The sequence below is a fragment of the Paenibacillus sp. FSL R10-2796 genome, assembly GCF_037965315.1.
Taxonomy (GTDB): Bacteria; Bacillota; Bacilli; order Paenibacillales; family Paenibacillaceae; genus Paenibacillus_AQ; species Paenibacillus_AQ odorifer.
On sequence record NZ_CP150178.1, the window covers coordinates 1,868,137 to 1,882,173 of the forward strand.

General features: G+C 46.7%; 17 protein-coding genes. 16 read left to right on the plus strand and 1 reads right to left on the minus strand.

Annotation, left to right across the window (positions count from 1 at the left end):
- The first annotated feature begins 409 nt into the window (after positions 1-409).
- From spoVAC to NST58_RS08570, 16 genes are all read left to right on the plus strand, one after another.
- On the plus strand, positions 410-913 hold the full coding sequence (spoVAC, locus tag NST58_RS08495; RefSeq protein ID WP_076125192.1) for a stage V sporulation protein AC: 504 nt from the start codon (positions 410-412) through the stop codon (positions 911-913).
- Positions 910-1,941, plus strand: coding sequence for a stage V sporulation protein AD (gene spoVAD / locus NST58_RS08500; RefSeq protein WP_076185304.1), 1,032 nt, complete (start codon positions 910-912; stop codon positions 1,939-1,941). The genes spoVAC and spoVAD overlap by 4 nt, the downstream gene beginning before the upstream one ends.
- A 2-nt stretch (positions 1,942-1,943) precedes the next feature.
- The gene (spoVAE, locus tag NST58_RS08505; RefSeq protein WP_036675923.1) at positions 1,944-2,294 is read left to right on the plus strand and encodes a stage V sporulation protein AE; all 351 of its coding nucleotides are present in this window, start codon (positions 1,944-1,946) and stop codon (positions 2,292-2,294) included.
- Between the two features lie 155 nt (positions 2,295-2,449).
- A complete protein-coding gene (locus tag NST58_RS08510; RefSeq protein ID WP_076125188.1) occupies positions 2,450-3,406 on the plus strand; it encodes a MoxR family ATPase in 957 nt (318 codons plus the stop codon).
- A gap of 1 nt (position 3,407) precedes the next feature.
- The gene (locus NST58_RS08515) at positions 3,408-4,652 is read left to right on the plus strand and encodes a DUF58 domain-containing protein (RefSeq protein ID WP_076185303.1); all 1,245 of its coding nucleotides are present in this window, start codon (positions 3,408-3,410) and stop codon (positions 4,650-4,652) included.
- 1 nt (position 4,653) lies between these two features.
- On the plus strand, positions 4,654-6,894 hold the full coding sequence (locus NST58_RS08520) for a transglutaminase domain-containing protein (RefSeq protein ID WP_076125184.1): 2,241 nt from the start codon (positions 4,654-4,656) through the stop codon (positions 6,892-6,894).
- Between the two features lie 87 nt (positions 6,895-6,981).
- Positions 6,982-7,503 carry a YqeG family HAD IIIA-type phosphatase gene (locus NST58_RS08525; protein WP_036675921.1) on the plus strand — a complete coding sequence of 174 codons (522 nt, stop codon included), beginning with the start codon at positions 6,982-6,984 and terminating at the stop codon, positions 7,501-7,503.
- A 2-nt stretch (positions 7,504-7,505) separates the two neighbouring features.
- A complete protein-coding gene (gene yqeH, locus NST58_RS08530) occupies positions 7,506-8,633 on the plus strand; it encodes a ribosome biogenesis GTPase YqeH (RefSeq protein ID WP_339247300.1) in 1,128 nt (375 codons plus the stop codon).
- A gap of 17 nt (positions 8,634-8,650) precedes the next feature.
- A complete protein-coding gene (gene aroE / locus NST58_RS08535) occupies positions 8,651-9,523 on the plus strand; it encodes a shikimate dehydrogenase (RefSeq protein ID WP_339247302.1) in 873 nt (290 codons plus the stop codon).
- Between the two features lie 67 nt (positions 9,524-9,590).
- Positions 9,591-9,884, plus strand: a complete 294-nt coding sequence (gene yhbY, locus NST58_RS08540; protein WP_036675703.1) for a ribosome assembly RNA-binding protein YhbY — start codon at positions 9,591-9,593, stop codon at positions 9,882-9,884.
- A 36-nt stretch (positions 9,885-9,920) separates the two neighbouring features.
- Complete coding sequence (locus tag NST58_RS08545) at positions 9,921-10,523, plus strand: nicotinate-nucleotide adenylyltransferase (protein ID WP_076138319.1); 603 nt, start codon at positions 9,921-9,923, stop codon at positions 10,521-10,523.
- Entirely contained in the window at positions 10,495-11,073 is a 579-nt protein-coding gene (yqeK, locus tag NST58_RS08550) for a bis(5'-nucleosyl)-tetraphosphatase (symmetrical) YqeK (protein ID WP_339247305.1), read from the plus strand. Before NST58_RS08545 ends, yqeK begins: the two co-directional genes overlap by 29 nt.
- The gene (rsfS, locus tag NST58_RS08555; protein ID WP_036675699.1) at positions 11,070-11,417 is read left to right on the plus strand and encodes a ribosome silencing factor; all 348 of its coding nucleotides are present in this window, start codon (positions 11,070-11,072) and stop codon (positions 11,415-11,417) included. Before yqeK ends, rsfS begins: the two co-directional genes overlap by 4 nt.
- Complete coding sequence (locus NST58_RS08560; RefSeq protein ID WP_339247308.1) at positions 11,414-12,337, plus strand: S1-like domain-containing RNA-binding protein; 924 nt, start codon at positions 11,414-11,416, stop codon at positions 12,335-12,337. Before rsfS ends, NST58_RS08560 begins: the two co-directional genes overlap by 4 nt.
- A 56-nt stretch (positions 12,338-12,393) precedes the next feature.
- Positions 12,394-13,164: a class I SAM-dependent methyltransferase gene (locus NST58_RS08565; protein ID WP_339247310.1), complete on the plus strand. Its 771-nt coding sequence runs from the start codon at positions 12,394-12,396 to the stop codon at positions 13,162-13,164.
- Between the two features lie 36 nt (positions 13,165-13,200).
- Complete coding sequence (locus tag NST58_RS08570; RefSeq protein ID WP_339247311.1) at positions 13,201-13,374, plus strand: hypothetical protein; 174 nt, start codon at positions 13,201-13,203, stop codon at positions 13,372-13,374.
- A gap of 389 nt (positions 13,375-13,763) precedes the next feature.
- Here NST58_RS08570 and NST58_RS08575 read toward each other — a convergent pair whose 3' ends face one another.
- Positions 13,764-13,985, minus strand: a complete 222-nt coding sequence (locus tag NST58_RS08575; protein WP_339247314.1) for a hypothetical protein — start codon at positions 13,983-13,985, stop codon at positions 13,764-13,766.
- Between the last annotated feature and the right edge of the window lie 52 nt (positions 13,986-14,037).

Sequence of the window (14,037 nt, forward strand, 5' to 3'; positions counted from 1 at the left end):
GCTAAAGAGACAAATGAACACCCGGTGAACGCTCCGCGAATACAATGCAATAGGGGCTCTGGTGGCAGGAGCTTTAGAAAGGATGCGAAGGAAATGAGGGTAGCAGGTAGTGTACCCAAAAGAAGGGTGCAGGGAGGATACTCCAAAAGAAACCTAAAGGTTAGCGGAGCGCGCAGACGTTACTGGCGCCACAACTCTCTGGAAAAGGAAGCAGTGCTTATTCTTGTGCTGTTCTTGCTGCTGATAGTTGTGTTACTGTATTTTTCCTGAATTGGAGGGACATAACGAAGCGGGGTATGGCAAACAATAAGGAAAACTTCTAAGCGAAGAAACAACTTGAGGGGCTCAAAGTGAGTACTACTATGATGCTTGTCAGCCCCCTTCGCCTAACTTTCAGGAGGTGCCCTCAATGCCGGCGAAAACGAAAAAATCGGGTGTCAAGCTGAAGCTTGATACCCTGACCCCGCAAGATTACGAGAAATTGTCCAAGCCCTTTGTACCCGCTAGGCCCGTATTCAAAAACTGTGTGCGAGCATTTCTTGCTGGCGGCCTAATCTGTGTAATTGGACAAGGGATTCAGGAGGCTTATATGGCAATATTCGATATGACCTCCAAAGAAGCCGCAAGTCCAACTGTAGCGACGATGATTCTACTTTCTGTAATCCTGACCAGCTTTGGCGTGTATGACAAACTGGCGCAATGGGCCGGTGCAGGAACTGCGGTTCCGGTTACTGGTTTTGCGAACAGTATGTGCTCAGCAGCTCTTGAACATCGTGCGGAAGGACTTGTGCTCGGTGTGGGCGGCAATATGTTCAAGCTGGCGGGTTCAGTCATCGTATTTGGTGCCGTTGCTGCTTTCATAATTGGTATCGTCTATCTCTTTTTAGGCGTTGGCGGAGGTGCACATACATGAAACAGCTTGGCAGTCAGACTTGGGAGTTCACGAGCCGTCCCGTTATTTTAGGCTCTTCCGCTGTAGTGGGTCCTGAAGAGGGAGAGGGTCCATTAACGTCAGATTTTGATTTTATATTTGATTCCTTGGAAATGGGTGAAAAAACATGGGAAAAGGCTGAGCGGGCTCTTTTCGAAAAAGCCTCCCTATTGGCACTGATTAATGCAAACCTGGATAAGGAGAAGCTGGAGTTTTTTGTTGGCGGAGATTTGATGAACCAGATTATCAGCAGCTCCTTCGCGGCAAGAAAATTAGGTGTGCCTTATCTTGGAGTTTTTGGTGCTTGCTCCACTTCTATGGAGAGCCTTGCAATTGCCTCTATGATCGTTGATTCCGGAGGCAGCAAATACGTGCTCGCGGGAACATCCAGCCATAACTGTACGGTGGAGAAGCAATTTCGTTATCCTACCGAATACGGTTCACAGAAGCCGCCAACGGCGCAATATACGGTCACAGGCTCGGGCTGTGCTGTAGTAGGTCAGAATGATGGGACTGGCAACAATCCGGTAGTGGTCTCGGCTACCCTTGGACGAATAATGGATCTCGGTTTGACAGATCCTTTTAATATGGGAACAGCGATGGCACCGGCGGCGGCGGATACGATCACTGCGCATTTTCGGGATACAGGACTATCCCCCGGGCATTATGACTTAATTGTTACAGGTGATCTTGCATCTGTAGGCTTGCCCATTGCGAAAACCTTATTAGCTAAAGAAGGGATTCCAATGGAGCAAACAACCTTTGATGATTGTGGTTTGCTTATCTACAATTTGGAGAAACAGAAGTATGTGATCGCCGGAGGAAGTGGTTGCGGGTGTTCCGCGGTAGTGACTTATGGTCATATACTGAAGCGTATTAAAAAAGGTGAACTAAAACGGGTGCTGATTGTGGCAACTGGAGCCTTATTATCCCCATTGTCATACCAGCAGGGAGAGAGCATTCCGTGTGTGGCTCATGCTGTTGCTATAGAAAGTGGAGGTGGAGTTTAATGATGATTTACTTATGGGCTTTTCTGATCGGAGGAGCCATTTGCGTTATAGGCCAGCTGATGTTTGATGTATTGAAGCTGACACCTGCACATACGATGAGTACATTAGTTGTAGCCGGAGCGATTGCTGATGCTTTTGGCATCTATGATCCACTTGTGAAATTTGCGGGTGCGGGCGCAACCATTCCAATCACAAGCTTCGGTAACTCTTTGGTCCATGGAGCATTGACAGAGCTGGAAAGGGATGGCTGGATCGGTGTAGTTACAGGGATTTTTGATATCACGAGCGCAGGGATTTCGTCAGCGATTGTGTTCTCTTTTCTGGCTGCATTGGTTGTTCGGCCTAAAGGATAATGGGATTTTAGCGATTTAGATTAGAACCTGCGGGACATTTTGTCCTGCGGGTTTTTGGTTTGTTTACACTTCGTAAGCTTCAACAATGTACTTTGGGTCCCCTAATCATGTAAAATATAAATATTACTGCTTATTCTGACCTAGGAGGATCATATATGCCCGTTCGTCAAGAATCAATGCACATCATGAATGCTGTCCGTAATAATCTAGAATCCTGCATACTTGGAAAATCATTTGAAATACAATTGCTGCTAACAGCGCTGCTTGCCGGTGGTCATGTTCTGATCGAGGATGTACCGGGAACAGGAAAGACCCAGCTTATTCGCGCACTTTCCAGATCAATGTCCGGAGAGTATCGCCGGATACAATGTAATCCGGATATTCTTCCGAGTGATATTACCGGTGTATCTGTGTATCATCCGAGAGACGAGATGTTTCATTTCCGCCCAGGTCCAGTGATGACGAATATCCTGCTGGCCGATGAAATTAACCGAGCCACCACAAAGACACAATCCGCCCTTCTGGAAGTGATGGAGGAACGAAATGTAACCGTAGATGGGGAGACCTATCCGCTGCCGCATCCATTTATGTTGTGCGCCACCCAGAATCCGATAGATTTTGAGGGAACCTACACGTTGCCGGAAGCTCAGTTGGATCGGTTTATGCTAAGAATTAGTCTTGGTTATCCTGATGCAGCAACCGAAAAAAATCTATTGTTGAGCCATCAAGAAGGTCAACCAGTGGACAGGCTTACGGCTGTCACTAGTATGGAGCAGATCGCTAGTATTCAGGAGGAGATTCGTGAGATTTATATGAGTGATCCTGTACTGAATTACTTGTTAGATATTGTGCGCCAGACAAGAGAGCATCCGCTTGTATTGCTCGGTGCAAGTCCACGAGCTTCGTTATCGTTTATGCTGGCTTGTAAAGCTTATGCTTTCTTACAGGGAAGAGATTATGTGCTTCCAGATGACGTAAAGGTGCTTACTCCATTTGCCTTGGGTCATCGTATATTGCTGCGTCCAGAGTCGCGCCTAGATAATGTTAGCGTAGATTCACTGCTTCAAAAGCTTCTGCAGAGCATTCAAGTGCCTGTTACGATGAGGCAATAATATGAGACGTTATTTGTCTACGATGGCAGCTCGCATTCAGCCTACTAAGTTCGCCAGCATCCTTGTAATTTGGAGTATTACGCTCTTATATGTACTATTTCAGGGCGGTAAAACTGCATTTATGTTGTTTATTATGGTCTCTGTACTTATTGCATATCTGATTGCTGGAGGTTTGGGAGGCGTTCGGCGGGCTAAGGGTGTTCGCAGTTTTTATGCCGAACAGGATAAGGGAGATTTGCTCTCTGCCGGTGGGTATCTTCGTGTAGGTCTGAAGGTCACAATCCCGGGGATTTTGCCTTTACCTTATGTAGTTGTTAGGGAAGTTCTGAAACGGCATAATGGCGAATCCTGGGTATTTGAGGAAAGCCTGATTCCCAGCCTCAGAGGACTTGGGGAACTGCGGTTTCAGACACCAGTTCTCGAACGGGGCACTTATACATTTTCAGATACGGATATCATCAGCCAAGATATTTTTGGCCTTGTTGAGCATAAAGGTACTTTTCTGGCTGAAGGCCAGTTTCAGGTGTTGCCTCGTGCAATCTATGTTCCGCGCTGGCAGTTATATGAAAGAAAATCCCGTCTTTCTGGGCCACAGACCTCTGTTGTTCAATCACGACGTGAGACTACCCAAATTAACGGTGTACGCGACTACGTATATGGCGACCGCCTAACACGCATTCATTGGAATGCAACGGCAAAGACAGGCTCGTGGAAGTCCAAAGAGTTCGAGCATGAGTCGATTCCCAAGACCATTCTAGTTCTGGACGGCTCTGCTTCTGCTTATATGAATTCGAACCAATTTGAACTCGCAGTCTCCGTCGCAGCCTCACTACTTGGATTCGGCATTCGAGAGCGAATTGGGATCGGTCTTTGCTGTTTGGATAAGACCACGAAGGTATTTGCACCTGTTGAAGGTGCTGCTGAGCGTCAGAAAATGATTCAATATTTGATCGATCTTAACGCCGAAGGGCACGGTCCACTCATATCCCGTTTGGAAAAAGGTTACCGTATGTTCCCTAAAGGCTCATACTTCGTGCTAATTAGTCCTCAACGTGGTCAGCCTGTACTGGATGCACTACGTTGGGCTGACAGCAGAGGGATGACTCCGTCGCACATTCATATAGGGAATTTATCAGAAACGAATAGCAGCACAGATTGGACAGACGTTCTAAGATCACGGGGGATTACAGGCTACAGCATTAGCTCACTGCAAGAGCTTCCCATAGTATTAGGAGGGGAAGTCTGATATGAGAAACTGGTGGAATCAGATGAAATTCTCCTGGCACCGTTCTTTAGGTCTATTGTGGCTTTTGATTATAGCCCACCAGTGGGTCTCTTATACGGAACCTATCTGGTTAAGACAGACAACTGCTGTTGTGTGGGCTGCATTAATAACGATCACTGTTATTGAAATCATAATTCCTGTAAAAGTTCAGATAAGGCTCTTTATTGAAGCGGCAGCTATTATTTATATCGTTTATCGGATACTTATCAATTATGGTATATACGTTGCTGATCCTTGGGCAACAACCCTCCCGGACAGACTGCAGGATATTGCAGTTCATATGGTGCCCTATATCTGGTTTGCTCTCGGAGCCTCAGCCCTGCTGCTGTTGTCGTCTTGGTGGGCATCCTCAAAAAGACGTATTTTATGGTTTATAGGAATGAACATAGTGGCCTTGGCTGCCTTGGATTCCTTTACATCTATTGTTTTGTGGCAGGAAGTAGCCTGGACGGTATTTGCGGGGATGGGCTGGCTGGTCAGCCAGCATCTGAGAAGCTTCCAGCTTCAATATCCGCGTGGTTGGGTGCATCTGCTGAAATATCCCACGAAAATAGTCATTAATATTGCCATCGTCTTCTCTTTGGTCATCCTAATTGGAGTGAATATGCCTGGGGTAAGGCCTACCCTAACCGATCCTTATACCGCTTGGCAAGAATGGAATGGGATTGGGAAGTCTTCTGGGAAGGGCACAGTTGGGACCACGAAATCTGAGATGGGTTCTGTCTCCCCTACTAACAATACATCGTCAGGCTACAGTCTGAATGATGATCAACTAGGTGGCGGCTTTACCTTCGATTATACACCGGTGATGACAGTGGTTTCTGATTTGCGTATTTATATGCGGGGAGAAACGCGCAGATTATATTCCGGAAGAGGTTGGGTCGATAGAGACCGGTTAAATCGGGGACCTCTAGAAGCGGTGGATGTAGGTGAAGCTTTAGAGAGCAGTGTGGGTTCTAAAGTAAATACACGAACACTGAAACAAACAGTAACCGTGCTTAATAATAATGAATTTCCCGTACTATTTGGCACTTATTCAGTATCTTCGGTGGATTCTTTAAATGGGGAAAAAGCTGGAGATGGACTCTCCTGGAGAAGCCGAGACAGCGAGCTGATCTGGGATGTGGATGGGAAGAAACTCGCTTATCCGTCTACTTTTGAGGTGACGTCTGAGGTTCCTGTAATTCCTGTTCAAGAATTGACAACAAAGACGTATGAGGAGCTATATAAAGGGAACGATTTGGAGAAAATGTTTCTTCAACTGCCTAACGATTTTCCTAAAAGAGTCCGGGAGCTGGCTGAGGAAATCACGGCTGAAGGAAAAACGCCGTATGAAAAAACAGCGCTTTTGCAACAATACTTACAACAAACCTTTCCATATACCAATAATCCAGATATATCACGTGTCACAAGCAACGATTTTGTAGAAGGGTTTTTGTTTGAGTTAAAGGAAGGTTACTGTGATTATTATTCTACGGCACTGGTTACTATGGCGCGCTCTCTGAACATCCCTGCACGATGGGTTAAGGGGTACGCACCTGGGGAACAGCCGGAAATCCCAATGAATCCGGCACAACAGCAATCAGGCACAGTGAATAATAACTATACAATTACCAATGCGGATTCCCACTCTTGGGCTGAGGTTTATTTTGGTGATTATGGTTGGATTCCAGTTGAAGCTACACCTGGATTTAATATTCCGCTTTTAACTCAGAGTGAGCAAACCCCTGAAGTCGAACCAGAAGATCAAAAAGAGCAGGCAGAACCTACACCAGCGCCTGTGAATAACGCACAAGAAGATCAAGGGTTTCATGTAGGTCTATGGGTTGTTGTGGCAGCTGTAGTGGTGTTGCTGTCCTGGGCGATTTTTATAGTTTGGCATAGACGCTTTAAGCTTCGCTTCTTCATGCAGCAGTTGCGCAATGGCCGGCCTTTAACGCCAGATCAGAAAGTAGTGGCGGAAACTGAGCGTTGGGTAAGGTATTTGCATCGCAAGGGAATGCTAAAAGAAGAACACGAAACTTTACGTGAAGCCGTAGATCGCTGGAGTGGAGAACGGCCGGCAGTGGCTGATCATCTACACTCGCTACTAACAATGTTCGAAAAGGCGAAATATAGCCCTGAGGTTATTGAAGACAAAGACTGGCAGAGCGTGTATACTGAAGCTTTGTGGGTGCGGAGAAAAATGAGATCCAAGAAATAACACTTTGCGTGAAAGTATAGCTACAGATTTATTTGCGATGCGCTAGGAGTATGTTATAGTTTTTTGTATGAAATCGAGGTGAACGTATTGTTTGAAATGTTAGTTCCCAAACTCCGGGTGAATACGGTATTCGATATTGCTCTGGACGAGCTGTATAGACAGGGATATCGCGGAATCATCACGGATCTGGATAACACACTGGTCGGTGCCAAAGCGCCTGTGGCTACTCCGGAGCTGTTGTTATGGTTCGAAAAGGTGAAGGAACTGGGCTTTAAGCTCATCATCGTATCTAACAATAACATGGAACGGGTGTCCCGCTTTGCAACACCGCTTAATATTGAATTTGTGCACCAGGCTCGTAAACCGAGTAATGCTCCTTTTCTCAAAGCGATGAAGCAGATGGAGCTGCCCCCTGAACAAACGATTGTGGTGGGAGACCAAATGCTTACTGATGTATACGGCGGCAATCGCCTTGGCCTGTATACTGTTTTGGTACTGCCAATCTCCGTCAAGGACGAGGGGTTCGGCACAAGGTTTAATCGCCGGGTAGAGCGGGTTGCTCTGACACGGCTTCGCAAAAAAGGATTGTGGCACGAGGAGGATAAATAGTAATGAACGAACAAAGCGAAACACAGCGTCCTGAGAAGTGCAGCGGTTGCGGCATCAAGCTTCAGACGGAGCATAAGGATCAACCAGGATACCTTCCGAAGGTTGCACTTGAACGGGACCCGGTGATTTGCCAACGCTGTTTCCGGATTAAAAATTATAATGAGGCTTCATCTGTTTCGGTGAATCAGGATGAATTTCTTCGCCTGCTGAGTGGAGTAGGAGAGAAGAATGCGCTTGTTATTCATATTGTCGATATCTTCGATTTCGAAGGCAGTCTGATTTCCGGCCTGCAGCGGTTTGTTGGCAATAACCCTGTTATTCTTGCAGTGAATAAATGTGACTTGCTGCCGAAGGTTACAAACTGGAACAAGTTGCGTAACTGGATGCAGCAGCGCTGTAAAGAGGAAGGCTTGCGGACGGCTGAAATCGTACTTTGCAGTGCGAAACGCAATCAAGGTTTTGACCGTTTGCTGGAAGCCGTAACTGAGTTGCGCGGTCAACGCGACGTATATGTAGTAGGTGCTACCAATGTGGGCAAATCCACACTTATTAATCGTCTGATTTCGGACTATAGCGATTTAGAGCAGGAGTTAACGACTTCACGTTACCCTGGCACAACACTCGATACGGTCAAAATTCCACTGGATGACGGCCACTACATTATAGATACTCCAGGGATTGTGTATCCTTGGCGTTATAGTGAATTAGTTGAGCGTCAGGATCTGGATGCAGTTATGCCTGCCAATCCTTTGAAGCCGACAGTTTATCAGTTGAACGAAGGACAGACTCTTTTCTTCGGTGGATTGGGACGTTTTGATTTCGTACAAGGCCCGCATCAATCCTTCACTTGCTTTATTAGTGGTACTTTAAAAATCCATCGCACGAAGCTGGAACGCGCAGATTCCCTCTATCAGGATCATCGCGGTGAAATGCTGTCTCCACCGGGAAGTGACCGGATGGACAAGCTGCCACCTTGGCAGCGGCATGAGTTCCGGATTAACCGGGGCAGCAGAGCCGATCTGTATATTTCGGGTCTGGGCTGGATTAAGGTTAATGGAACTGAAGGTGCAGTTGTGGCCATTCATGTTCCGCGTGGTGTGAAGGTGCTTACCCGCCCTTCGATGATTTAACGAGGGAGGATAATCTATTGTCTACAACTGCAGTCGAAGGCTACAATAGCGGTAATATTCTACTCGGTGTAATGGGAGATCCTATTATACAATCCAAATCTCCAATTATGCATGAAGCAGCGCTGCAAGCGCTGGGAATTCCGGGTGCTTATGTACCGCTTCACATCCGCCCGGAGAAGCTGGGCGATGCGGTGCAAGCGATCCGTACGCTTGGTTTCCGTGGAGTGAATGTGACGATTCCGCATAAGGTTGCGGTGATGCAATATTTGGATGTATTAGATGACAGTGCAGTAGCCGTTGGTGCAGTCAATACGATTGTTAATGATAACGGAGTGCTCACCGGATATAATACGGATGGGATCGGTTATGTGCGTTCGCTCAAAGCGGAAGCTATTTCTGATTTGTCTGGTGTGAAGATTATGGTTATCGGGGCCGGTGGAGCAGCAAGAGGAATTGTTGCCGCACTACTTCAGGAGAAGCCTTCTTCAATCATTATCGCTAATCGCAGTGTTGATAAGGCAGAGGATTTGGCGACACAATGCCGTAGCAAAGGGAATGTCATCGGGATTAGCATGAACGAAGTAGCAGAAATGCTAAGTGGTGTAGACGTGCTGATCAATACTACCTCCGTAGGTATGTATCCTCATATGGATGAGACACCGATAGATCCTGGACTGCTTCGTGAAGGAATGGTCGTAAGCGATCTGATTTATAATCCGCTGCGCACGCGGCTATTGTTGGAAGGACTCGAACGGGGCTGTACGATTCATGGAGGCCTTGGTATGTTTGTCTATCAGGGAGCTTATGCTCTGGAGTATTGGACAGGGAAGCCTGCACCTACGGAAATCATGCGGCAGACTATTCTCGATTGTTTGGGTGGAAATGAGTAAGAAATGGATTCATCAAGTTAGGGTAATAATAGGTAATAATATATGTTAATTAAGGAGTTATTCATTTATGTTAACTGGTAAACAAACACGGTATCTTCGTTCATTGGCGCATCATCTCGATCCTATTTTTCAAGTGGGCAAAGGTGGAGTAAACGATCACCTCGTACGCCATATTGAAGAAGCTATTGAGAAGCGCGAGCTTATGAAGATTAGTATACTGAGCAATAATATTGAGAATCCCAAGGAAATCGGTGCTGCTCTGGCTGAACAATCGGGTTCTGAGCTTGTGCAAGTGATCGGTAAGACTGTCGTTCTATACAAAGAATCACGTGATAACAAAACCATTGAGCTGCCGCGTTAATAGCTGTAAGTATACCTTACCGAGGAGGTCGTCCTCTTGAAAGTTGGAATTATGGGAGGTACCTTTGATCCTCTTCATATCGGTCATATGATGGCAGCGGAAGCCGCAAGAGATACTTATGGGCTGCAAGAGGTATGGTTTATGCCTTCACATATCCCTCCTCATAAACATGAGGCGGGTGTATCTGGAGAAGACCGACTAGCCATGGTGCAGGAAGCGGTGAAGAATCACGAAGCTTTTTGCACATTAGATTGGGAAGTGGTCAGAGGTGGCGTCTCCTATACCTATGAGACCATAAGACGTCTGCAAGAGGAGTATCCGCATTTCGATCTTTATTTCATCATTGGAGCGGATATGGTCCAGTATTTGCCGAAATGGAACGAGATTGAAGAACTGGTGCAACGTCTTACATTTATTGGTGTGGGTCGTCCGGGAACACCTCTTGATCTGGATGCATTGCCAGACTTTATAGCAAAAAAGGTATTGCTTGCAGATATGCCACTGGTTGATATTTCGTCAACGATGTTAAGAGAACGGGCGGCAGCAGGTAAATCTATTCGTTATATGGTTCCAGAGGCAGTGTTCGATTATGTTCAAAGGAGTGGATTGTATGGCATACAGCCGCGAAGCGCTGATTGAAGCGGTCTCCGCACAGATGCCTGATAAGCGCTGGAAGCATACACTCGGCGTGATGGAGACATCTATTCAACTGGCGAAGCAATATGGTGCTGACCCTGAGCGTGCAGAGAAAGCAGCAATTCTGCATGATGTGGCCAAGTATTGGCCGGTTGAGCGTATGAAGGAGATCATTGAACAAAATCAATTAAATTTGGATCTTCTGGTGTATGACAAGCAGATGTGGCATTCGGAAGTAGGCGCCTTTGTAGCTGAGAAAGACTATGGGATTACGGATCCTGATATTATCAATGCGATTCGTTTCCATACCTCAGGCCGTGAAGACATGAGTTTACTTGAAAAGATCGTCTGCCTAGCTGACTACATCGAGCCTGGGCGTGATTTTCCCGGGGTTGATAAGATACGCGAGAAGGCACAAGTAAGTTTGGAAGAAGGATTAGTCGCTGGGTTCGATTCTACGATTAGTTTGTTACTGGAGAAACGCCGGGTGATTTTCCCCTTAACGGTACTGGCGCGTAATGATTTAGTTAGAATATTGGAGGATAAAATATGAGTGTACAACCAAGCAAGCTGTTAGAACTGGCCCTTAAGGCTGTTGAAGATAAAAAAGCAATGAACGTCGTGGCACTAGATCTACGTAATGTTTCACCAATCAGTGATTACTTTATCGTATGTCACGGTAACTCGGATATTCAGGTACAGGCGATCGCTACCGAAGTCCGTAAAGTGGTTCATGAAGCAGGCGGAGTGATCAAAGGGATTGAAGGCATGGATTCAGCACGCTGGGTGCTGATGGATCTTGGCGATGTTATCGTTCATATATTCCACCGCGATGAGCGTGAATATTACAATATCGAGCGTCTGTGGTCCGATGCCAAGGTTGTGGAGACTGTATGAGCCTGATTGCAGGAACTACGGTTACACTTCATGTAGAGCGGGAAGTTTCCCCATACGGATTTTTTCTGAATGCTGGAGACCAGGATGTTATGCTGCATTATACGGAGCTGACAGAGAAGGTAAAAGCCGGCGATAAAGTTGAAGTTTTCATTTTCTTTGATACCGAGGACCGTCTTGCGGCAACGATGAAAAAACCATTTCTGACGCTGGGCGAGATGGCGTTATTGGAAGTGGCTGATATTCATCCGCGTCTGGGCTGCTTTTTGGAGATGGGTCTTGGACGTCAGCTGCTGCTGCCTATCCGTGAGCTTCCAGAGCTTCCAGAGCTGCGTCCGCAGGTTGGGGACTATGTGTTTGCGATCATGGAGCATGATAAACAGGGGCGTCTGCGTGCCAAGCTGGCCGGAGAACAAGAGCTTGCTCCACTAGCACTGCCTGCACCTGAATCTTGGATGGGACAGACTGTAACCGCCCGAGTGTATAAGCCGCTGCAAATGGGTACTTTTGTACTTGTGGATGCGGGTGTGCTAGGCTTTGGGATTATCGGTATGGTCCATTCCTCGGAGCGGAGCCGTCTGCTGCGTCTTGGTGAGCAGTTTGAAGCACGTGTCTCTCATATCCGTGAAGATGGACGTGTTAACCTTTCTATGGGTCTTCGTAAAGAAGTGGGGATGGATGTAGATTCTGCCGCACTTTTGGAGTTCTTACATGCTCGTCCAGGTGGAGCGATGCCTTATTCGGATGCTACGCCGCCAGATATTATCAAACAACGGTTCGGAATCAGTAAATCCGCCTTCAAGCGTGCACTTGGGAAGCTGATGAAGGAAGGCCATATTACTCAAAAAGAGAACTGGACGTATCTTGTTACTAAGGATAATGAAGAAGGAACAACCGAAGGGCAAGAAGAAACGACGGATTAAGCTTACGATTCAATAGACGGAATTTATAAAATGTTGTTATAGAAAGCGGTGTAATTGTGTCTTCCTATGGGAAATTTGCTTATGTATACGATGAGCTTATGGCAGATATGCCGTATCCAGATTGGATATCCTTTGCTGAAGCCGCATGGAGTAAATACGGCAAACCGTTAACTGTAGCCGAGCTTGGCTGCGGAACAGGAAGTATTACAATTCCTTTGGCGGGTTCAGGATATCATATGACTGGAATCGATTTATCTTCTGACATGCTCTCAGTGGCACAGCGCAAAATGGAGGAGCATCCCCAGGGACGGCGCTTTTTGCGCGAAGGCAGTGTTCGTTGGATTAGACAAAACATGAAGGAATGGGAGCTTCCGGAGCTGGTGGATTCTGTGATTTCCTTTTGTGATTGTATGAATTATGTGTTGGAAGAGGATGACATCAGCGCTGTTTTTGCCAGTACCTATGCAGGGTTAAAGCAAGGCGGAACCTTCCTGTTCGATGTGCATCATCCAAACACACTAATTCGTTATGAAGAAGAACAGCCCTTTATTCTGGACGAGCCATCTGTTTCTTATATTTGGACTTGTGAGATGGATGTTCCACGCCGCGAAATTGAACATCATCTGTCCATTTTTGCCCGTGAAGACGGACATAGCGATCGCTATCGCCGATTCGAAGAGACCCATATTCAGCGCGCCTACGATCCTAACTGGATGAAGGAAGAACTGCTTAAGGCTGGGTTTAGTGATGTGAAGATCTACGCCGATTTCGAGTGGGTAGAGGCAGAAGATGATGCTGAACGATTATTTTATGTAGCTATAAAATAATTATTCAAAATGCTAAGAGGGGCTGTCCCATAAGCTATGAAAATAGCTGCTGGGACAGCCCCTTTTTTTGACTTTAGCTTATTGCTGGGGGAAGCGAGTGGAATGCTGCTGTTGGAAGCACATAAGTTGACGCTGCCGGAAACAAGTAGGTTCCCGCAATCGAATGCTCATGCATTACGGCTGGCGGAAGCGTGTGGGTTCTCGCTCTGAAATGCTCATATATTGCCGCTTTGCGGAAGCGTGTGGGTTCCCGCTATCGAATACTCATGCATTACCGCTGTCGTAAACGTGTGGATTCCCGCTATCGAATGCTCATGCATCACCGCCGGCGTAAACGTGTGGATTCCCGCTCTCGAATGCTCATGCATTACCGCTGCCGCATGCGTGTGGGTTTTCACTACCCATCACGCATGCATGCACAAGTACCATCAGATATACGTATTAGTAGTAGCTATTGGACCCAGCGGACCTTATACGCAGCATTTTCCAATATTTGGGGTGCTATCGGACTCCATTGCAGCTATTGGCTTGAAAAACGTCCAATATTGGTCTTTTTCCAATGGATAGCGTCACTGGAGTCCGAAAACATGCTCCAAGAGCTAAAAATATGCAAATAACGTCATCTGGGTCCGTAAGCCACGTAAGCCGCGTAAGCCAGTAAGCCACGTAAGCCACGTAAGCCACGTAAGCCGTGTAAGCCAGTAAGCCGCGTAAGCCACGTAAGCCACGTAAGCCACGTAAGCCAGTAAGCCACGTAAGCCACGTGAGATACGTGAGATGATGGAGACAAGGTTGGAGCAACCAGCCAGTGACCCAATCATAAACAGCGCTTCTCCGATATCAGGAGAAGCGCTGTTTTTTTATGACATCATC